We start from the raw sequence: 19,931 nt of genomic DNA, 5'->3' as shown, positions 1-19,931 counted from the left end.
TCCGACGGAATGCGCAAAGCGCGGGCTGGAAGGCAGGATCGGCCGACGCGGGCCGGGCTTGGCAGGGTTATAATGCCCGCCGTTCTGGTGCCCGCGCAGGCTCTCCGCCTGCGCAGTTAAACGGGAAACACGAGGCCGCCGCGCTCCGCGCCGCGGCCAAGGTGTGCTGCCCCCGCAACGGTCAACAAGCGTCGCCGCCCCCGGCGACAGGCCGCCTCGACAACCACTGTGCCCGCGCATAGGAAGGTGAGGCAGTCGGTCTTGCCAGCCCGGATACCGGCCAGGACAGGTGAACGGCCGCGCATGGAGATGCGCGCTCGTTCGTTGACGCCGGACTGCGGGGACGCAGCGACGGCGGATTTTTTCGAAGAATGCATCCGACATGAATCTTGCTGCTGTAACGCGCGGCGCGCCGGCCCTCAAGCCGCTCGCCCTGGCCTGCGCCATCTCCCTTCCCGCCCTCGCGCCCGTGCTGGCCCAGGACGCCCTGCCTTCTGTGCTGGTCACAGGCGCCCGCTTCCCGGTGCAGGCCGCCCAGGCCCCGATCGGCGCCACCGTGATCACGGCCGAGGAGATTCGCCGCGCCGGCGCCAGCGACGTCAACGCGGCGATCCGCAAGATCGGCGGCGTCTATGGCCGCCAGAGCCTGGACGCCTCGCCCGACTTCGCCCTCGACCTGCGCGGCTTCGGCGCCAACAGCGCCCAGAACCTGGTGGTGATGGTGGACGGCGTGCGCCTGAACGAGAACGAGCTGGCCACCACCGTGCTCTCGACCATCCCGGTCGACAGCGTGGAACGCATCGAGATCACGCGCGGCGGCAGCAGCGTGCTGTACGGCGAAGGCGCGACCGGCGGCGTGATCCACATCATCACCCGCCGCGCCGGCGAGGCCGGGACCCGCGGCTCGCTGTTCGCCGAAGGCGGCCAGTTCCACCACCGCGACCTGCGCGCCAGCCTGGCCCACGGCGCCGGCCCCTGGTCCTTCGACGCCGCGGTGAACGACCGCGCCACCGACGGCTACCGCGACAACGCCAACTTCGAGCAGACCGCCTTCAGCGGCGGCCTGCAATACGCCTGGGCGCCGGGCAGCCGCGCCGGCCTGCGCGTGGAAAGCGCGCGCGCCGATTCGCGCTTCCCGGGCTCGCTGAGCGAGGCGCATTACCTGGACAATCCGCGCGCCAGCTTCACCCGCAAGGACTACGGCTCGCTCGACAGCGACCGCGTCAACCTCTTCGTCGAGCAGCGCGCCGGCGCCTTCGACCTGGCCGCCGAACTCTCGCACCGCAAGCGCGAAGTCGAGGCCAATTACCACTTCACCGTGGCCGGCGTCGAGACGCTGTCGCGCTCGACCTACGACGCGAAGCAGACCCAGTTCTCGCCGCGCCTGCGCCACAGCGCGCAACTGGGCGGCCAGCGCAACGAGCTGGTGGCAGGCGTCGACCTGGTGCGCTGGGAGCGCGACACCGTCTCCGACTTCTCGCTCGGCGATGCGCGCCAGGATTCGAAGGCATTCTACGTACGCGACGAGCTGCGCTGGAACGCGCCGCACAATGCGCGCCTGGCCGTGGGCGCGCGCCACGAGAAGTTCGAGAAGACCTATTCCGACCCGCTGGCCTTCCCGGCGGTGGCCGGCGAGAAGCGCGAGCAGTCGCTCAACGCCTGGTCGCTGGAGGGCAGCATCGACCTGCTACCGGGCCTGACCGTGTTCGCCAAGGCCGGCCGCAGCTACCGCATCCCGAACGTGGACGAGAACGCGCTGCGCGCCACCCTCGACGTGCTCCAGCCCCAGACTTCGCGCGACCTCGAGCTGGGCCTGAGCGTCGGCGGCGCCGTGCAGCAGCTGTCCGCGCGCCTGTTCCGCCACCGCCTGCGCAACGAGATCTTTTACGACCCGACCATCGGCTGGGGCGCCAACACCAACCTCGATCCGACCCGCCGCCAGGGCGTGGAGATCGAGGCCTGGCGCCAGTTCACGCCGGCCTGGCGCCTGAGCGGCCAGTGGCAGTACGTGCAGGCCGAGTTCACCGGCGGCCCCAACGCCGGCCGCGAGATGGTGCTGGTGCCGAAGAACGTGCTGAGCGCGCGCCTGGCCTGGACACCTGGCCGCGAACAGAGCGCCGACCTCGGCGTGCAATGGGTGGACAGCCAGCGCTACGGCAGCGACTTCAGCAATACCTGCGGCGCGCGCATCCCGTCCTACGCCACCGTGGACGCGCGTTACGCGCGCCGCCTGGGCGCCTGGGAAGTCGCGGTCAGCGGCCTGAACCTGCTGGACCGCGACTACTACAGCAACGCCTTCGGCTGCCGCTCGGGCATCTACCCGAGCGACGGACGCCAGCTGAAGCTGTCGGCGCGCTACGACTTCTGAGGCCGGCCATGCGATCGCGCCTGCTTACGTCCTTGCTGCTCGCCTGCGCCCTGGTCCCGGCCCAGGCGGCCGTCAGCGTGGTCGACGACGCCGGCCGCACCGTCACCCTGGCCAGGCCGGCGCAGCGCGTGATCGCGATGGCGCCCCACGTCACCGAACTGCTGTTCGCGGCCGGCGGCGGGCCCAAGGTGGTGGGCGCGATGAATTACAGCGACTACCCCGAGGCCGCGAAGAAGCTGCCCCTGGTCGGCAGCAACACCCAGATCGACGTCGAGAGCCTGCTGGCGCTCAATCCCGACCTGGTGGTGGTCTGGCACAGCGGGAACACCGCGCGCCAGATCGCCCAGCTCGAAAGCCTGGGCATCCCGATCTTCCGCAGCGAGCCCACACGCCTGGAGCAGGTCGCCACCAGCCTGGAACGCCTGGGCAGCCTGCTGGGTGCGGAGGCGGCGGCGAACAAGGCCGCCGCGGACTACCGGGCGCGCATCGCCGCCCTGGGCGCGCGCTATGGCAAGCGCTCCCCGGTGACGGTGTTCTACCAGGTCTGGGACAGCCCGCTCTATACCCTCAACGACGCCCAGATCGCGAGCGACATCATCCGCCTGTGCGGCGGGCGCAACGTGTTCGGGGAGCTGAAGACGGTGGCGCCCCAGGTCGGCGTCGAAGCCGTGGTGGCGCGCGACCCCGAGGTGATCCTGGCCGGCAAGCGCTACGATCCGGCCAACCCCGGCTTGAAGCTGTGGCAGGCCTACGGCGGCATGACGGCGGTGAAGCGCAACAACCTGTTCACCGTCGACGGCGACCTCCTGAGCCGGCCCGGTCCGCGCACCGCCGAAGGGGCGGCGCGCCTGTGCGAACAGCTGGAGACGGCGCGCAGCCGGCGTTGACGAATCCTTAAGAGAGGGTTAACCGGCCGTTAAAGCGGTAAGCAAATGCAAAAATCCGGCCCCGGCCCCCGATGGGGAGGGCAAAAAAGTGGTAATCTCGCGCTCGTTTGCTCAATCACTTTTGTGGAAGGATAGTTATGCGCTCTCTGCGTTTTGCCCTCGTTGCCGCCAGCCTGATCGCCGGGTTCGCCAACGCTTCGCCAGCCGATCCGAAGAATGGCGCCGAATACACCACGCTGTCTTCGCCGCAACCGGTCCAGGCCACGGGCAAGAAGGTCGAGGTGATCGAATTCTTCGCTTATCACTGCCCGGCCTGTAACGCGATGGAGCCGACCCTGAACGCCTGGGTCAAGAAGCAGGGTGACAACATCGTCCTGCGCCGCATCCACCTGCCTTTCCAGGGCGCCAACGATCCGGAAGCCCACCTGTTCCTGACGCTGGAAGCGATGGGCAAGCTGGAGGAGTATCATGGCAAGGTGTTCCGTGCGGTGCACGTCGAGCGCCAGCGCCTGATGAAGGACGACGCCATCATCGACTGGGCCGTCAAGAGTGGCCTGGACCGCGCCAAGTTCCTTGAAGCATGGAATTCCTTCGGCGTGCAGACCAAGCTGCGCCGCCTGCAGGCAGTGGCCGAAGCCTACAAGGCGAGCAGCACCCCGACCATCGTGATCGATGGTAAATATGTGGTGTCGCCGGCGACCGTTGCCCAGGCTAACAAAATCCAGGGCATGAACGAAGCCCTGTCGGCCACCACCCAAGTGATGGACGCACTCGTTGCAAAGGCAGCCAAAACGAAATGAGCAGTGACGACGTCGAACGCGAAGTCCTCAAGATGTACGAGGGGTCCCGGCCCCGCGAGGAAGAGCTGTTCGAGACCAGCCGATTCAATCACCTAGCCTGGTCGCTGGTGGCGTTCTTCGCGTTCGCCGCGATCTGGCTGGCGATCGCCCTGGTCAATGCCGAAAACCAGCGCCATGCGCTGATGACCAACAAGTGCCCGGACCCGCTGTTCAAGGGCGGGATCGACAAGGCTTGCCTGGTCACCGTGCGCTCGCGCGATCACTGGTGGGAACATCTCTGGTACGGCGTGACGCACGTGCGCGCCCGCCCGGACGAAGCGAAGTAAGCTGAGGAAGTAGGCTGAGGAAGTACGACCGCGCGCCGGCGCGCGGTCATTCTCCGCAGGGCGTCACCGCATAGGCGCAGCGCCGCGCCCCGGCAAGCTGGTGCTCGATCCTGATCACCCTGGCGCCCGGCCCCAGCACCCGCTGGAACACCTCCAGCTCCGAACGGCAAAAATCCTGGCAGGAGCGCGCCGCCGCGCATATCGGGCAATGGTTTTCCACCAGCAGCACGCTGCCGTCTTCGCGCAGTTCGGATTCGGCCATGTAGCCTTCCTCCGAGCGCGCCGCCGCCAGCGCCGCCACCCGTTCCGCCAATCCTTCCTCCGTCTCCACCCGCGCCCGGTAGGCTGCCTCGCTGCTGCGCTCGCGGGCGGCGATCAACTGCTCCAGCGCCGCCGGCCCGAACAGGGCCTGGACCTGCCCGATCAGGTCGACCGTCAGTTCCGCATGCCGGTCCGGGAAGCGCGCATGCCCGCGCTCGCTCAGGCGCCAGCGCCGCACCGGCCGGCCGACCTTGCCGCCGCTGTCTTCCCATTGCACCAAGCCCTTTTCTTCGAGCTGTTCGAGCTGGCGCCGCGCGCCCATCGAGGTCAGGCCGAGCAGGTCGGCCAGGGCCTGGGCCGTCTGCGGTCCGCGCATCTTGAGCAGCATCAGGGTCTGTTCGAGCGTGTTCATCGGCCCTCCATGCCGGGGTGGGCGCTGGCCAGGCTCCAGTTGCGCAGCGCGAACGCGGCCCATGCAGCCAGCACGCCGCCCAGCACCAGCACCACCCGTGTGTCGATCAGGGTCAGCACCGCGCCCACCAGGGCCATGACGATGTTGGCCAGGCAGAAGGTGGTCGAGAGCAGGGCCATCACGCTGCCCTGGCCGTGGTGGGCGAACTGGTCGGCCGACCACGTCTGCAAGGCCGCGTTGTAGTAGGCGTGCGGCACGCCGAAGGCGATGATGGCCATGATTCCCAGGACCAGGTTGCCGAAGCCCAGGCAGAGGATGGCGGCGGCCGCCACCGCCGCGTACAGGGCGGCGCGGCGGCGGCCCTCGCGTTCGCTGGCGCGGCCGGCGAACAGGGCGGCCGAAGTCATCAGCGCGCACATGCCCATGTTCACCAGGGCGATCTCGCGGGCGTCGTAGCCGCCCACGTCCACCAGCCAGAGCGGGAAGAATTCGTAGAGCGAGGCGACCCCGCAGGCGTAGGCGAAATGGACCGTGAACAGGGTGCGCAGCGGCAGGTGGCCGAGGAGGGTGAAGGCGTGGCGCCGGCGCGCCACCGCCCACCAGCTGTCCGTGCCCGGCGCGACCGCCGTGGCTGGCAGGCTGGCGGCCACGCAGGACGAGCCCAGCAGCAGGGCGCCGGCCGCCACGTAGAAGGGCAGGGTGATGCCGCCGCCCATCGAAAAGCCGGCCAGCAGCGGACCGACCAGCCAGCCGAGGTGGAAGGCGCCGTTCAGCCAGGACAGGGCGTGGTTGCGCAAGGGACCGGGGATGCGTTCGATGACGATGGCCCGCATCACCGCGCCATTGCCTTCGAGCAGACCGGTAAAGAAGCGCGCGCCCAGGAACAGCAGATAGGATTCCGAGACCAGGGCCGCCGCGGTCAGGACGTGGCCGAGCGCCGCGCCGATGGTGGTCGTGAGCAGGGCGCGGCGGCGGCCGAAGCCGTCCGAGAGCGGCCCCAGCACGGCGCTGCCGATCAGCAGGCCGACCGGGTTGACCATCAGCGCGATGCCGAGCAGGAGCTTGGGCGGCAGGCCGAGGAAGCTGTTCAGGCCATTGCTGCCGCCGTCGGCGAACAGGGGCGCGAGCAGCGGATAGGCCAGGGAGGCGCCGGTGGTGGACAGCAATCCCAGGCCGCACAGGGTGGCGATGAGCAGGCGATCGTTCATGGCACCAGCCTAACCCGGACGCGACAATAAGTAAACGATTTTGTTTATTTATTCGCCATCGGTGGCGAGCGGCAGGGCGATCACGAAGCGCGCCCCGCCCAGGCCCGTGGAGGCTTCGGCGCGCAGGCTGCCGCCGTGCAGGACGACCGCCTTGCGCGCGATCGACAGGCCGAGCCCGAAGCCGCCGGTGGCGCGGTCGCGGCTGCGGTCGAGGCGGTAGAAGGGATCGAAGATCTTCTCGCGCTCGTCCTCTGGAATGCCGGGGCCGTCGTCCTCGACGGCGATCTCGATCGCGTCTTGTGCACGGCGCGCCGAGAGCAGGATGCGGCCGGCCGCGTACTTCTGCGCGTTGCGCAGCAGGTTGCCGATCGCCCGGCCCAGCAGGCGGCCGTCGGCCTCGACCTCGCCCAGGCCTTGCGCGAACTCGCAATCCAGGCGCGCCGCCGCGTGCGGCAGGGCGGCGCAGCATTCCTGCAGCAGGGCGTGCAGGTCCAGGGTGGCGACCTGGAGCGAGCGCGCGCTGTCCAGCTTGCTCATATCGAGCAGTTCGTTGACCAGGTTGTTGAGTTCGGCCAGGTCACCTTCCATGGCGGCGATGCGCTTGTGCAGGTCGGGGTCCTTGGCGCGCGCGTCCAGCAGTTCGAGCGCGAATTCGAGGCGGGCGATCGGGGTGCGCAGCTCGTGCGAGACCGAATGCAGCAGGCTGCGCTGGGATTCCATCAGGTCTTCGATACGCCCCGCCATGTGGTTGATGCGCTCGGCCAGCGGATAGATGCTGGCCGAGGGCTTCATGTGGGCGCGCACCGACAGCTTGCCGCTGCCGAACTCGTCGGCCATGCCGGACAGGGCCTGCAGCCCCTGCCAGTGGGAGCGCGACCACAGCGCGATCGGCACCAGGAGGGCCACCGCCACGATGATGTAGCGCAGCGCTTCCATCTTGAGCGCCTGCCCGATGTCGATCGGCAGGTTGTGCGCGACCAGCACCTCCTCGTGGCTGCCGATGTAGCGTTCCCCTTCGAGGTCGACGCGCCGGTACAGGGTCTTGTTGGCCGGGTCCAGCACGATCTCGCCGCGGTCGAGGGCGGCGCGGCGGGCGCCGCCGACCTGCTGCCTGGCCTGCTCGAGCGGCACCAGGTCGTAGCGCACCTCGGACACCAGGCGCACGTTGTTCAGGCGCGCCAGCCACTCGTCGGCCGGGGCCTTGTCCACATACTGCTCGATCAGGAAGATCTGGGCCGCGGCCTGGCGCCGGGCGATGTCGTCCAGCGGGTCGCCGAACAGGCGGCTGAAGGCGAAATAGATGACGAAGGTCGCGGCCGTGATCGAGAGCATGACGAGCACGAAGAAGCGGAAAAATATCCGGTTCACGGTGTCGTCCTGCGCTGTGTGGGTGGAAACGCTGCCAAGTCCGTCGATCTCCTTCGCCCGGCATTGTACAGGGGCAATTGAGCCTGCGGGCGACTTACAAATTGATGACAAATCCTCGACATTCCGAGGGGGAATGAATAGTGGAGAACTTTTAACATGGCGTTTCATCAGGAGTAGGTTTTCCGTTTGCCCACCTGATGCGCGAGTGTCGGTGGGTTTTTTTATTCAGAAGGGACGAACGGGGCATCCCGTCCGGACCTCACAACGCAGGCGCGGCGAACGCGCCCCGAGTCGGAGAGAGCAATGAGCAAGTTCGTACAGGTTGTGGCTGCCGGCCTGCTCGCCGGCACCATGCTGGCCGCTTGCGGCGGCGGCGGCAGCGAGGGTGGCGCGACGGTCAGCCGCCAGGCCGGCCAGGGAATCGCGGTCGGCGAGCCGAACGGCGGCGTCCCGGTGGCCTCGGAGTTCATCAAGCTGGCCCAGGACGGCGTCTGCACCGATCAGCGCAACCGCCTGTTCATGGTCGACAGCAAATACGTGGTCTGGGACCGCGCCGGCAATTGCGCCGACGCTTCCTGGGGTCTGAGCCTCATGGGCGCCACCCCCGGGGCGGTGCTGTGCGAAGCGGGCGACAGCATCGCCGGCCCGCGCACCACCTGCGCCGACGAGAGCGCGCGCAACCTGTTCGAGACCATCCGCAACAACCTCGACAAGGACGACCTGGGCACCGGTCGCAAGGTCGAGCAGATCCGTTTCCTGCCGAAGTCGGGCGAGGCCATCGCCTTCCGCCCGCTGATCCGGGAAAGCTTCTCGGGCGTCAAGGAAGCGCGCCAGGTGGTCGTCACCGACGCCGCCGCCTGGAGCGCCCTGTGGGCCGAGCACAGCGCCGGCCGCAATCCGGCTCCCGCCCCGGAGGTCGACTTCTCGAAGCAGATGGTGGTCGGCGTCTTCAGCGGCGAGCACAACAGCGGCTGCTGGGACACATCGATCCTGCGCGTCGGCGCGCTGGACGGCCGCATCGTGGTCGAATACGAGATCCGCGACATCACGCCGGTGGCGATCTGCCTGCCGGTGGTGACCCAGCCGGCCCAGCTGGTCGTGATCGACAAGCTGGACGCCAAGGTCGAGTTCCTGCGCGTGCAGTCGGGCTTCCATTCCTTCCGGACCCTGGACGCGACCAACCGTTCGCGCATCGCCGCCCCGCGCGACGTGGTGGTGCGCGACGCCGCCGCCTGGGAGCAGCTGTGGGCGGAACATGCGGGCGCGGAGGCCAAGGCGCCCGCGGTCGACTTCGCCACCCAGATGGTGATCGGGGTCTTCCTCGGCGCCCAGCCGACCACCTGCCACGGCACCGGCATCGACCGGGTGGCCATGTCGCCGCAGCGCATCCTGGTGCGCCATGTCGACACCCGGCCGGGGCCGAACGTGTTCTGCGGCCAGGCGCTGAACTACCCGGCGCACCTGATCGCGGTGGAACGCAGCGAGGCTCCGGTGGAGTTCGCCAGCGAGATCCGTATCTTGCAGTAACTAGTTGGGAGAGTTCGGCTTGCTCGACGTAAAATACCGGCTCATCGAACTCTCCATGAAATCGACATGAAACAGCTTTTCGTCCTGGTCCTGGCAGTCGCGGGCGGCGCAGCGAGCGCGCAGACGCCGACCACTAATCCGATGCCTGACGGCTCGCGCGACATGTACGCGGGCCTGGGCGCGGTATGGGCGCCGAGATACGAAGGGGCGAAAAGCAAGGAAGTGAAAGCATTGCCGGTGCTTCAGATCCAATGGAGCAACGGCGTTTTCGTTTCCGGGATGAGCGCCGGCATGCATCTGTCGCAGCGCCCGACCCTCGAGTACGGTCCTTTGCTGAGCGTGCACGCCAGCCGCGACGAATCCGGCACTGGCGGCGGGCTGGGCGAGGTCGGCGATTTTTCGCTGCTGCCGACCGCGGTGCCCGAGCTGCTGCGCGTGCGCAGCACCAACCGCCTGGCCGGCATGCCCGACATCGGCGCGCGCCTGCAGGGCGGCGGCTTCCTCAATCTCTATCTGTCGCCCCAGTGGCGGCTGACCAGCAGCGCGCTGTATGGCGCCGGCAAGGACCACGACGGCGCCCAGTTGCAGCTCGGCCTGCAGCGCCTGGCGCTGGAAGTGGCGCCTCACCATACCTTGTCGTTCAGTATCAACGCGACCCTGGTGAACCGGGCGTATAACGAATCGTATTTTGGCGTGACTCTCGATCAATCCCGCTCCAGCGGCAATCCCGTGTACCAGCCTGGCAGCGGCCTGAAGGACGTGCGCATCGGCGCGCGCTGGAATTGGGCCCTGAGCCCATCCTGGATGCTGACCACCAATGTCCAGGCCCTGCGCCTGACCGGCGACGCCCGCCGCAGCCCGCTCGTCGAGCGGCCCACCAACGTCACGGTTTCGACCGCGCTTGCCTACCGGTTCTGATGATGCGTCCCGCTCACATCGCCGCCTGCGTCTGTCTGCTGTTCCCGGCCGGTCTGGCCGTGGCGCAGTCGCAGCCGGCCGCCGGTGAATGGGTGAGTTATCGCGACGCCTACCGCGCCATGGTGCTGTTCGATAAATACGGCGGCGCCAAGAACCTGTTGCAGAACCACCTGGGCGTGGTCCCGAAAGAGAAGGGCGCGCTGGGCGAGGGCGTGCAGCTGGTCCTGAGCGGCAAGAGCGTGCAGGCCAACCTGCCGCTGGACGCGACCGGGCGAGGCGCCTTGCCGCTGCTGAAAGCCGCCTATGACGAGAACGCCGTGCTGGCGCCGAACCGGCGCCTGGGCGGCTTCACGATCCGCCCGCGGGTCTCGATCACGCCCCAGGCCGACGGCGCCTATGAAGTGACCGAACTGCGCGCCGCCTGCGAGCAGGCGCTGGGCTATGCCGGCTACGTCGATCCGCGTGCGCGCGGGCGCCAGTGCGTCGGGGTGCGCTTCGTGTTCGCGAAGAAGGGCATGGAGGCGTCGGCCAAGCTGCGCCGCGCGGACGGCGCCGAGCAGGCGCTCCCGGTGACGCGCGGGCCGGCCTTCGCGGGGGATCTGGAGGATGATTTCCCGGTGGTGAACTTCCGTTTCGGCGGGGGGGAGAAGGCGCAGGTGATCGCGTACAACGCGCCGCTGGCGATCGTGCCGGTGTTCGAGTAAGACACGCGGCGCTCGCCGCGAACCTGGCCCGCTAGCCCCATGGCCCGCTGGTCCCACGGCCTGATGGCCACGCACATCATTCTATTGTTGGCATTAAAACGTCATTCCGGCGAAGGCCGGAATCCAAGTTTCTCTGCGTCCCGTCCACGTTAAACGTTAGTGGGTGCGCAAGCAAACTTGGATTCCGGCCTTCGCCGGAATGACGTTCAAAGGGTACGTGACTAAGGTGCTGGTGTGTCGGCCTGCGTGCAGCCTGCACGCGGCCTACGTGCAGTCTTGCGCGGAGCCTGTGTGCAGTCGTGCGCGGAGCCTAGGTGCAGTCGTGCGCGGAGCCTAGGTGCAGTCGTGCGCGGAGCCTACGTGCAGCTCGCGCCCAGCCTGCGCGCAGCCGGCACCCAGGCCTTCGCCCTTTAATTCCAGGCCGACGGCGAAAACAGGTAGCCTTCGCCCCAGACCGTCTTGATCTTCTCCGAATCCGCATCATCGAACTTGCGACGCAGCTTGGAGATGCAGTTGTCGATGCTGCGGTCCAGCCCGTCGAACTCGATGCCGCGCATCTTCTTGAGCAGGGCGTCGCGCGAGAGCACGCGGCCGGCAGCTTCGGCCAGCACCAGCAGCAGCTTGTATTCGGTGTTCGACAGCACGCAGGGCTGGCCGCGCCAGATCACGCTGCGGTCCGAGGTGACGATGCGCAGCGCGCCGAATTGCAGCACGCGGCTGTCGGCGCCGGTCTTGGCCTGGGTGCGGCGCAGCAGCGCGCGCAGGCGCGCCAGCAGCACGCGCGGCTGGACCGGCTTATTGACGAAGTCGTCCGCCCCTTGCTCCAGCCCCGAGACCTCGTCGTAGGAATCCTCGCGCGCGGTCAGGATGAGAATGGGCACGTCCGACATGTCGCGGATCTGGCGGCACACCACCATGCCGTCCAGCCCGGGCAGCATCAGGTCGAGCACCACCACGTCCGGACTGATCTCCTTGAAGCGCTCCAGCGCCGCGTCGCCGCGGGTGACCAGGTCGACCGAAAACTCGTAGCCGGACAGGTATTCTGTGACGAGCTCGGCCAAGCGCGCGTCGTCTTCCACCAACATCACTCGGTACATACAAAATTCTCCTTGGTCTGGCATTGTATGCGAGCGGATATGAAAAATCACAACCTCCACAAGGGGGTGACATTTCAATACATGTTGTGACAAATCATCTTTAGCCGGTGGCGCCGCGTGCGGCGGCAGCGGCAGCGGAGGGGAGGTGCGGCGGCGGCAATGTCGGATGCCACATCCACCAGCGCACGGGCTGCCAAATAAAACGGCCCGCGTCCGGCGGGCCGTTGCAAGCGTTGACGCCCCGGGAGGCGTCAGGCGGCGATTCAGGCCGCGTTCTGGTTCACGAAGTCCCAGTTTGCGACGTTCCAGAACGCTTCCAGGAACTTGGCGCGGGCGTTGCGGTAGTCGATGTAGTAGGCGTGCTCCCAGACGTCGGCGGTCAGCAGCGGCTTGTCCGAGGTGGTCAGCGGGGTGCCGGCGTTCGAGGTGTTGACGATGTCGACGCTGCCGTCGGTCTTCTGCACCAGCCAGGTCCAGCCCGAGCCGAAGTTGCCCAGCGCGGCCTTGTTGAACTCTTCCTTGAACTTGTCGAACGAGCCCCACTTGGCGTTGATGGCGTCGGCCACCTTGCCGGTCGGCGCGCCGCCGCCGTTCGGCGACATGCAGTTCCAGAAGAAGGTGTGGTTCCAGACCTGGGCCGAGTTGTTGAACAGGCCGCCGGAAGATTTCTTGATGATCTCTTCCAGGGACATGTTTTCGTACTCGGTGCCCTTGATCAGGTTGTTCAGATTGGTCACATAGGTCTGGTGGTGCTTACCGTGGTGATATTCCAGGGTCTCGGCCGAGATGTGCGGCTGGAGGGCGTCCTTGGCATACGGCAGCGGCGGCAGGGTATGTTCCATGTTCTATTCCTTTTCGTGATTGGAAACGGGTTTGTTCCGAAGCGGCGCTTATTCTAAACCGGTTGGCGCAATGTTGCATAAATGGCTTCTGAAACGCGGCTGCTCACTCGAGCACGCTCTGGACGCTGGCCACGGCGATTTCGGCGCTGCCGGCGGCCAGCCGCACGGTGAGGGTGTCGCGCGCATGGATGGCGGCCGGGTCGCGCAGCACCTGTCCCTTGCCGTCGCGCACGATGGCATAGCCGCGCTCCAGCGTGCGCTGCGGGTTCAGCAGTTCGAGCTGGGCCGCCAGGGCCTCCAGGCGGTCGCGCCGCTGTTTGACCTGGCTGCACAGGCTCGCGTTCAGATGGCGCCCGTCGGCCAGCAGCCGGGCGCGCAGCGCGCCCATGTCGGGGCGGTGGCGCGACCAGCGCTGGCGCAGCTGGGCCAGCACCAGCGACTGGCGGTTGAGCGGCGCCTGGGCCGCGTGACCCATGGCGGTGGCCAGGGCCAGCAGCCTGAGGCGCTGGTGGCCGATGCGCTCGACAGGGCTGAGCAGTCGGCGGCTCAGGCCGTCCAGGCCCTGGCCGGCGTCGGACAGGCTGCGGCGCATGGCGCGGCGCAGGTCGGTGGCGTCGGCCGAGAGCGAGGCCATCCAGTCGGCGCGCGGCGTGGCGGCCAGCTCGGCGGCGGCGGTCGGGGTGGCGGCGCGCACGTCGGCGGCGAAGTCGGCGATGGTGAAGTCGGTCTCGTGGCCCACGCCCGAGATCACCGGAATGCTGCAGGCGGCGATGGCGCGCGCCACGCATTCCTCGTTGAAGCACCACAGGTCCTCGATCGAGCCGCCGCCGCGGCAGACGATCAGGACGTCGGCCTCGCCCTGGGTGTGGGCGCGGCGCGAGGCGGTCATGATGGCCTCGGCGATCTTGTCGGCCGCGAACTGGCCCTGCACGGGCGCCGGGTAGAGCACCACCTTCACGTGGGGCGCGCGGCGGCGCAGGGCGGTCAGCACGTCGCGCAGGGCGGCCGCCTGGGGACTCGTGACGATGCCGATGGTGCGCGGGAAGAGCGGCAGGGCGCGCTTGCGCTCCGGGTCGAACAGGCCCTGGGCCGCCAGCTTTTCCTTCAGGCGCAGGAAGGCCTCGTAGAGCTGGCCGACGCCGGCGCGGCGGATCGCCTCGACATTGATCTGGTAGTCGCCGCGCGCGCCGTAGAGCGTGACCAGGGCGCGCACCTCGACCTTGTCGCCTTCGCGCGGGGTGAAGCCCGCCATCTGGGCGCGGCTGCGGAACATCACGGCGCGCACCTGGGCGGCGTCGTCCTTGAGCGTGAAATACCAATGGCCGGAACTGGCGCGCGTGAAGTTGGAGATCTCGCCGCCGATCCAGACCAGGGGGAAACTGCGTTCGAGCAGGCGGGCCACCTGCTGGTTGAGGGCGGTGACGGTCAGCACCGGCGGCGCGGTGTAGGCAGGGTCGGCATCGAGCGGGCGTTGCATGGCGAATGTGGAAAAGGCAAAGGTGATGCTTATGTCACATCTGCCGCCAAAGAACAAGGGGAGCGTGATATGGAACAGCCGCCGCTGCGGGGGCGATTGCTGCCGCTTTTCAATGCAATCTATTGAACTCGTTTCAAATCAATAGCTTACAGAGCGGTATTCCTCAAAGACCCCACTTTTATCCACAAAAACTGTGGGGAACTCATGCATAAGACAGAAGAGTGCATGCGATTTGGGCAGGATAGGGTGTTTCCTTGTGGATCAAGTACTTAGCTGTGCTGGGGTGGGCTTTGTCACATGCTTGTCCACAAAAACTGTGCATAGCGAAATGGTGACCAGGACCTCGGACACCAACTGAGCTTGCCAACCGGCTCGGTGATCAAGCGTGCTTAAAAATGATGCTTAGAAACTTTATTGAGGAAAATCAACAACTTACCTCTAGGAAAGTGGCCTTGCGCACAATGTTGTCCACAAAACATGTGCACAATTCGGGGCCGGTACCCGGGGACAATACTCGCCTTTCAGCCTTGGTCGCGGGCTGCAAGCGGTTCCCGAAGTGCTCCCCGGGGCATTGCCTATTTGAAAGGCACGGCAGGTCGAGTTCAATCAAATCAAGGACTTGGATATGAAAACTGATCCTTTCTCACATCGTTATCCACAAAAAATGTGAACAGCCGAACATTGCGTGCATGGACGGGTAAAAAGGCAAATAAAGCGGGCATTCCAGGCGCATAAGACAGTGGAAATTGTGTATAAGGCTGAGTTGATGAAATTTTGAGCGGTGTCATTTTCATGAAATAGATCAAGCACTTAGCTGTCAAAAAGGGGCCTTGCTCACACTTTTGTCCACAAAAAATGTGAGGAACCGCACCGAACTGAACGCCAAGTACAGCTCTTCCGTGGTGCTCAAATTTTGATCTTTGGAAAAACTTTCAAGGGAATCAAAGACTTAAGTAGTGTGGAAAGGCATTGCACACAATCTTGTCCACAAAAATTGTTCGCAACTACAAACCGCTGTCGGAAAGATGACGCTTCGATGACGGTGTCATCCTCGCACCCTTCCGTGGTCCTTTCGCTGCCGATTTCTTGCGCAGAAACAAAATCTTCTTATGAATCAAGGTGCTTAGCGCCGGAGGAGGGCCTTGCGCACAATTTTATCCACAGAAGTTGTGAAGAACTCTACTTGCCGCACGGCTCCCAAGAAGAACTCTACTTGCCGCACGGCTCCCAACTTGTTACATTGCCGAGTGATTTTTCCCAACGTATAGGAGTTTCTCTTGCTCGCCATCTTTCAAGCTGCAGGTTGGCCCATCTGGCTGCTGCTGATCGCGTCGATCGTCGCCGTTGCCCTGATCGTCGAACGCCTCATCTACCTGCGCCGCGAGAAGATTCTCCCCAAGGCCCTGCTCGACGAAGTGATCCGCGTCTACCGCAGCGGCAAGGTCACGCCCGACGTGGTCGACAAGCTGGAACACAACTCGCCCCTCGGCACCGTGCTGGCCGCCGCCCTGCGCAACGTCGACGCCCCGCGCGACGTGATGAAGGAGTCGATCGAAGAGGCCGGCCGCGGCGTGGCCCACGGCCTGGAACGCTTCCTGACCACCCTCGGCACCATCGCCTCGCTCGCCCCGCTGATGGGCCTGTTCGGCACCGTGGTCGGCATGATCGAGATCTTCGGCGCCCAGAGCCCGACCGGCAACAACCCGGCCCAGCTCGCGCACGGCATCTCGGTGGCCCTGTATAACACCGGCTTCGGCCTGGCGATCGCGATGCCGGCCCTGGTCTTCTACCGCCACTTCCGCAACCTGGTCGACAGCTACGTGGTCGACATGGAGCTGCAGGCGGTGAAGTTCGTCGACGTCGTGCACGGGTCCCGCAAATGATGAATTTCCGACGCGGCCGCCGGCCCGAGGAACCGGAGATCAACCTGATCCCCTTCATCGACGTGCTGCTGGTGGTGCTGATCTTCCTGATGGTCTCGACCACCTACAGCAAGTTCACCGAGCTGCAGATCACCCTGCCGACGGCCGAGGCTGAGAAGCAGCAGGAAAAGCCCTTCGAGATCAACGTCACCATCGACGCCAAGGGCAACTACACGGTGAACAACGTGCCGGTGTCCTTCCACAGCGTGGCCGGCCTGGCCCAGGACCTGAAGAACGCCGCGCGCAGCCAGGATGGCCGGGTGGTCGCCAGCCCGGTCGTGATCGTCAATGCCGACCAGTTCGCGATGCACCAGATGGTGATCAACGTGCTGGAAGCGGCGCGCGTGGCCGGCTACGACAAGCTGACTTTCGCCGCCCAGACCGGCAACAAGAAGTAAGCGGCCAGGCGCGCCGACCGCGCGCCGCCGCTGCCTCCCCATGGCTTCCACGCTCGAATCGACCCTGACCCGCGCCTGGCTGCGGCGCGGCCCGCTGGCCTGGGCGCTGCTGCCGCTGGCCCTCTTGTTCCGCGCGCTGGCCGCGCTGCGCCTGCTGCTGTTCCGCCTGAAACTGCTGAAGTCCGAGGGCCTGCCGGCGCCGGTGATCGTGGTCGGGAACATCTTCATCGGCGGCACCGGCAAGACCCCACTCACGATCTGGCTCGCCCAGCAGTTGCGCGCGGCCGGCCTGCGTCCGGGCGTGATCTCGCGCGGCCACGGCGGGAGCGAAGGCGCGCCGCTCGCGGTCGGGCCGGACGCGCGTGCCGAGGAAGTCGGCGATGAGCCGCTCCTGATCGCGGCGCGCGCCGGCTGCCCGGTCTTCGTCGGCCGCCGCCGCGTGGAGGCGGGCAGGGCGCTGCTGGCCGCCCACCCCGAGGTGAACGTCCTGATCGCCGACGACGGCCTGCAGCACTACGCCTTGCGGCGCGATGTCGAGATCATCCTGTTCGACGGCCGCGGTGTCGGCAACGGCTGGACCCTGCCGGCCGGCCCATTGCGCGAGCCGCCCGCGCGCCGGCGCGACTTCACGGTGGTGAACGCGCCCGAGCTCACGCCCGGGCTGGCGCGCGCCGTCGGGGGCCGGCCTTACCAGATGCGTCTTGTGGGCGCCCTGGCCGAACCCCTGAACGGCGGCGCGCCGCTGGCGCTGTCGGCCCTGGCCGGACGGCGCCTGCTTGCCGCCGCCGGCATCGGCAATCCGGGGCGCTTCTTCGCCATGCTGCGCGGCCACGGCCTGGACTTCGCCGAGCTGCCGCTGCCCGACCACCACGACTTCCGCGACCGGCCTTTCGACGGCGTCGACGCCGATGTCATCCTGATCACCGAGAAGGATGCAGTAAAATGTCGGCAACTTGATAACCTCAGGGACGATCCGCGGCTGTGGGTCGTGCCCGTGACGGCGCAGCTCGACCCTGCGCTGGCCGAACAAATCGTGGAGAAATGTCGTGGACGCTCGACTGCTTGATATCCTGGTCTGCCCGCTGTGCAAGGCCCCGCTCGAATACGATAAGAAGGCGCAGGAACTGATCTGCCGCGGCGACCGCCTGGCCTACCCGATCCGCGACGGCATTCCGATCATGTGGGCCGATCAGGCGCGCCGCGTCGAGCCGGCCTAAGGCGCGGCATGAGCTTCACCGTCATCATCCCCGCGCGGCTGGCCTCGACCCGCCTGCCGAACAAGCCCCTGGCCGACCTCGGCGGCAAGCCGATGGTGGTGCGCGTGGCCGAGCGCGCCCGCGCCTCCGGCGCCACCCGCATCATCGTCGCCACCGACCACGAGAGCATCGCCGAAGCCTGCGCCGCGCATGGCGTGCATGCCGTGCTGACCCGCGCCGACCATCCGTCCGGCACCGACCGCATCGCCGAAGTGGCGCTGGTGCTCGGCCTGCCGCAGGACGAAGTGGTGGTCAACCTGCAGGGCGACGAGCCGCTGATCGACCCGCAACTGCTGGCCGCCTGCGCCGCGCGCATCGGCGAGGGCGTGCCGATGGCGACCTGCGCCCACCCGATCGACGAGGTGGCCGACGTGTTCAACCCGAACGTCGTCAAGGTCGTGCTGGACAAGGCGGGCAGGGCGCTGTACTTCTCGCGCGCCACCATCCCCTGGCACCGCGACGCCTTCGCCCAGTCGCGCGAGGCGCTGCCGCCCGGCTATGCGCCGCTGCGCCACATCGGCCTCTACGCCTACAGCAACGCCTTCCTCCAGGCCTATCCGAAACTCGAGAGCTCGCCGCTCGAAGGCATCGAAGCGCTGGAGCAGCTGCGCGTGCTGTGGCACGGCTACCCGATTGCCGTGCACGTCACCGACAGTGCGCCGCCGGCCGGGGTCGACACCCCCGAGGACCTGGCGCGCGTACGCCAGCACTACCCATCTTGACCCGGTTCGCGCGACGCCTTCGGGGCGTTTGCGCGCCGTCAAGGATGTTGCCGGTAGGCCTGCCCAGGTGGCGTTGGCACTGACTTTTGTGGTAACTTTCGTGTCAAGGTAGTCAGATATGCATCAAGCGCGATCGCTCTCCACTTCCAAAAAATATCCCTTTCACACCTTCTAGGACTCTAGGAAACTCATGCGTCTCATTCTGTTAGGACCACCCGGCGCCGGCAAGGGCACCCAGGCCAACTTCATCAAGGAGAAGTTCAACATCCCGCAAATCTCGACCGGCGACATGCTGCGCGCCGCGATCAAGGCGGGCACCGAGCTGGGCATGGCTGCCAAAAAAGTGATGGATGCGGGCCAGCTGGTGTCCGACGACATCATCATCGGTCTGGTCAAGGAGCGCCTGAAGCAAGAGGATTGCGCCAATGGTTACCTGTTCGACGGCTTCCCGCGCACCATCGCGCAGGCCGACGCCATGAAGGACAGCGGCGTGAACATCGACTACGTGCTCGAGATCGACGTGCCGGACGAACTGATCGTCGAGCGCATGTCGGGACGCCGTTCGCATCCGGCCTCGGGCCGCGTGTACCACCTCAAGTTCAATCCGCCCAAGGTCGACAGCCTGGACGACGTCACCGGCGAGCCGCTGGTGCAGCGTGACGACGACAAGGAAGAGACGGTCAAGAAGCGCCTTGAGGTCTACCACAACCAGACCGAGGTACTGCTGGGCTACTACAACAAGTGGGCGCAGTCGGGCCTGCCGGGCGCGCCGAAGTACCGCAAGATCTCGGGCGTGGGTCCGGTCGAGCAGGTGCGTGACGCGGCCTTCGCGGCCCTGTCCGAATAAGCGCTTCCACGCGCATCGAAAGCGGCCCGCCGGGCCGCTTTGTCGTTAACGCCGCCGTTCAGCGCGCCCCCAGGGCCCGCTCGACCGCGGCGGTGAGGGAATCGTAATCGGAGTCGCCCTCGTAGCGTTCGCCGTTCAGGAAGAAGCTCGGGGTCTGGCTGGCTCCCAGCCGGGCCGCCTGTTCGGCATGGGCGTGGACCTTGTCGCAGTGGACGCGGTTCTGCAGCTCTTCCATGAAGCGCTGGGCGTCCAGGCCGAGCTCCTGCGCCAGCAGGGGCACGTTGGCGGAATTGAGCTGCTGCTGGTGCTCGAACAGCAGGTCGTGCATTTCCCAGAACTTGCCCTGGGCGCCCGCCGCCTCGGCCGCTTCGGCCACCAGCTCGGCCAGCGGGTGCAGGTGTTCCAGGGGCAGGTGGCGGTAGACGAGGGCGATCCGGTCGCCGTGCCTGCGTTGCAGCCTCAGCAGCGTCGGCCGCGCCCGCGCGCAATAGGGGCACTGGAAGTCGCCATACTCGATCACCACCAGTTGCGCCTCGCGCGGTCCGCGCACGTGGTCGTCGTCGGTCATGCTTACCGCTTCACTCATGCCTG

20 protein-coding genes and 1 riboswitch are annotated in these 19,931 nt (G+C 66.8%); of the genes, 13 read left to right on the top strand and 7 right to left on the bottom strand.

Translation table 11 applies throughout. The features are described 5' to 3' along the window. The first annotated feature begins 68 nt into the window (after positions 1 to 68). Positions 69 to 300: riboswitch (cobalamin riboswitch) on the top strand. Between the two features lie 82 nt (positions 301 to 382). From B0920_RS11015 to B0920_RS11000, 4 genes are all read left to right on the top strand, one after another. Then, the gene (locus B0920_RS11015; protein WP_078032538.1) at positions 383 to 2,368 is read left to right on the top strand and encodes a TonB-dependent receptor; all 1,986 of its coding nucleotides are present in this window, start codon (positions 383 to 385) and stop codon (positions 2,366 to 2,368) included. Positions 2,369 to 2,376: 8 nt separating this feature from the next. Further along, positions 2,377 to 3,255 carry a cobalamin-binding protein gene (locus B0920_RS11010; RefSeq protein ID WP_078032537.1) on the top strand — a complete coding sequence of 293 codons (879 nt, stop codon included), beginning with the start codon at positions 2,377 to 2,379 and terminating at the stop codon, positions 3,253 to 3,255. 137 nt (positions 3,256 to 3,392) lie between these two features. Further along, positions 3,393 to 4,055 carry a thiol:disulfide interchange protein DsbA/DsbL gene (locus tag B0920_RS11005; RefSeq protein ID WP_078032536.1) on the top strand — a complete coding sequence of 221 codons (663 nt, stop codon included), beginning with the start codon at positions 3,393 to 3,395 and terminating at the stop codon, positions 4,053 to 4,055. Then, positions 4,052 to 4,381 carry a hypothetical protein gene (locus tag B0920_RS11000; protein WP_078032534.1) on the top strand — a complete coding sequence of 110 codons (330 nt, stop codon included), beginning with the start codon at positions 4,052 to 4,054 and terminating at the stop codon, positions 4,379 to 4,381. The genes B0920_RS11005 and B0920_RS11000 overlap by 4 nt, the downstream gene beginning before the upstream one ends. A 46-nt stretch (positions 4,382 to 4,427) precedes the next feature. On the opposite strand, the gene B0920_RS10995 is transcribed toward B0920_RS11000, so the two are convergent. The 3 genes from B0920_RS10995 to B0920_RS10985 are packed head-to-tail and all read right to left on the bottom strand — an operon-like array spanning position 4,428 to position 7,630. After that, the gene (locus B0920_RS10995) at positions 4,428 to 5,054 is read right to left on the bottom strand and encodes a metalloregulator ArsR/SmtB family transcription factor (RefSeq protein ID WP_078032532.1); all 627 of its coding nucleotides are present in this window, start codon (positions 5,052 to 5,054) and stop codon (positions 4,428 to 4,430) included. Continuing rightward, a complete protein-coding gene (locus B0920_RS10990) occupies positions 5,051 to 6,262 on the bottom strand; it encodes an MFS transporter (RefSeq protein ID WP_078032531.1) in 1,212 nt (403 codons plus the stop codon). The genes B0920_RS10995 and B0920_RS10990 overlap by 4 nt, the downstream gene beginning before the upstream one ends. A 48-nt stretch (positions 6,263 to 6,310) precedes the next feature. Then, on the bottom strand, positions 6,311 to 7,630 hold the full coding sequence (locus B0920_RS10985) for an ATP-binding protein (RefSeq protein ID WP_078032530.1): 1,320 nt from the start codon (positions 7,628 to 7,630) through the stop codon (positions 6,311 to 6,313). Positions 7,631 to 7,933: 303 nt separating this feature from the next. On the opposite strand from B0920_RS10985, the gene B0920_RS10980 reads away from it, so the two are divergent. From B0920_RS10980 to B0920_RS10970, 3 genes are all read left to right on the top strand, one after another. Beyond that, positions 7,934 to 9,157: a protease complex subunit PrcB family protein gene (locus B0920_RS10980; protein ID WP_078032529.1), complete on the top strand. Its 1,224-nt coding sequence runs from the start codon at positions 7,934 to 7,936 to the stop codon at positions 9,155 to 9,157. Positions 9,158 to 9,223: 66 nt separating this feature from the next. Next, positions 9,224 to 10,075, top strand: a complete 852-nt coding sequence (locus tag B0920_RS10975) for a MipA/OmpV family protein (protein ID WP_078032528.1) — start codon at positions 9,224 to 9,226, stop codon at positions 10,073 to 10,075. Beyond that, positions 10,075 to 10,779 carry a hypothetical protein gene (locus B0920_RS10970; RefSeq protein WP_078032527.1) on the top strand — a complete coding sequence of 235 codons (705 nt, stop codon included), beginning with the start codon at positions 10,075 to 10,077 and terminating at the stop codon, positions 10,777 to 10,779. Before B0920_RS10975 ends, B0920_RS10970 begins: the two co-directional genes overlap by 1 nt. Before the next feature lie 410 nt (positions 10,780 to 11,189). Here the strand turns inward: B0920_RS10970 and B0920_RS10965 are convergent, their stop codons facing one another. From B0920_RS10965 to xseA, 3 genes are all read right to left on the bottom strand, one after another. After that, positions 11,190 to 11,876, bottom strand: a complete 687-nt coding sequence (locus B0920_RS10965) for a response regulator (RefSeq protein ID WP_143745707.1) — start codon at positions 11,874 to 11,876, stop codon at positions 11,190 to 11,192. A gap of 263 nt (positions 11,877 to 12,139) precedes the next feature. After that, on the bottom strand, positions 12,140 to 12,718 hold the full coding sequence (locus B0920_RS10960) for a superoxide dismutase (protein ID WP_078032525.1): 579 nt from the start codon (positions 12,716 to 12,718) through the stop codon (positions 12,140 to 12,142). A 103-nt stretch (positions 12,719 to 12,821) separates the two neighbouring features. Further along, positions 12,822 to 14,195 (bottom strand): exodeoxyribonuclease VII large subunit, encoded by a 1,374-nt coding sequence (gene xseA / locus B0920_RS10955; RefSeq protein ID WP_078032524.1) that lies wholly within the window; start codon positions 14,193 to 14,195, stop codon positions 12,822 to 12,824. Positions 14,196 to 15,472: 1,277 nt separating this feature from the next. On the opposite strand from xseA, the gene B0920_RS10950 reads away from it, so the two are divergent. The 6 genes from B0920_RS10950 to adk all read left to right on the top strand — a co-directional run bounded on the left by B0920_RS10950 (position 15,473) and on the right by adk (position 19,340). Beyond that, complete coding sequence (locus B0920_RS10950; RefSeq protein ID WP_078032523.1) at positions 15,473 to 16,078, top strand: MotA/TolQ/ExbB proton channel family protein; 606 nt, start codon at positions 15,473 to 15,475, stop codon at positions 16,076 to 16,078. Then, complete coding sequence (locus tag B0920_RS10945) at positions 16,078 to 16,515, top strand: biopolymer transporter ExbD (RefSeq protein WP_078033382.1); 438 nt, start codon at positions 16,078 to 16,080, stop codon at positions 16,513 to 16,515. The genes B0920_RS10950 and B0920_RS10945 overlap by 1 nt, the downstream gene beginning before the upstream one ends. Positions 16,516 to 16,555: 40 nt before the next feature. Then, entirely contained in the window at positions 16,556 to 17,581 is a 1,026-nt protein-coding gene (gene lpxK / locus B0920_RS10940) for a tetraacyldisaccharide 4'-kinase (RefSeq protein ID WP_078032522.1), read from the top strand. Next, positions 17,562 to 17,732, top strand: coding sequence for a Trm112 family protein (locus tag B0920_RS10935; RefSeq protein ID WP_078032521.1), 171 nt, complete (start codon positions 17,562 to 17,564; stop codon positions 17,730 to 17,732). The genes lpxK and B0920_RS10935 overlap by 20 nt, the downstream gene beginning before the upstream one ends. Positions 17,733 to 17,740: 8 nt before the next feature. Further along, the gene (gene kdsB, locus B0920_RS10930; protein ID WP_078032520.1) at positions 17,741 to 18,493 is read left to right on the top strand and encodes a 3-deoxy-manno-octulosonate cytidylyltransferase; all 753 of its coding nucleotides are present in this window, start codon (positions 17,741 to 17,743) and stop codon (positions 18,491 to 18,493) included. A 190-nt stretch (positions 18,494 to 18,683) separates the two neighbouring features. Next, on the top strand, positions 18,684 to 19,340 hold the full coding sequence (gene adk / locus B0920_RS10925; RefSeq protein ID WP_078032519.1) for an adenylate kinase: 657 nt from the start codon (positions 18,684 to 18,686) through the stop codon (positions 19,338 to 19,340). A 58-nt stretch (positions 19,341 to 19,398) separates the two neighbouring features. Here adk and B0920_RS25575 read toward each other — a convergent pair whose 3' ends face one another. Continuing rightward, positions 19,399 to 19,926: a DsbA family protein gene (locus B0920_RS25575; RefSeq protein ID WP_179119139.1), complete on the bottom strand. Its 528-nt coding sequence runs from the start codon at positions 19,924 to 19,926 to the stop codon at positions 19,399 to 19,401. Positions 19,927 to 19,931 lie beyond the last annotated feature (5 nt).

Origin of the sequence: Massilia sp. KIM (assembly GCF_002007115.1) — a bacterium.
Lineage (GTDB): Bacteria > Pseudomonadota > Gammaproteobacteria > Burkholderiales > Burkholderiaceae_D > Telluria.
Note: the sequence above shows the minus strand (reverse complement) of the source record. Positions and strands in the feature narration are given on the sequence as shown.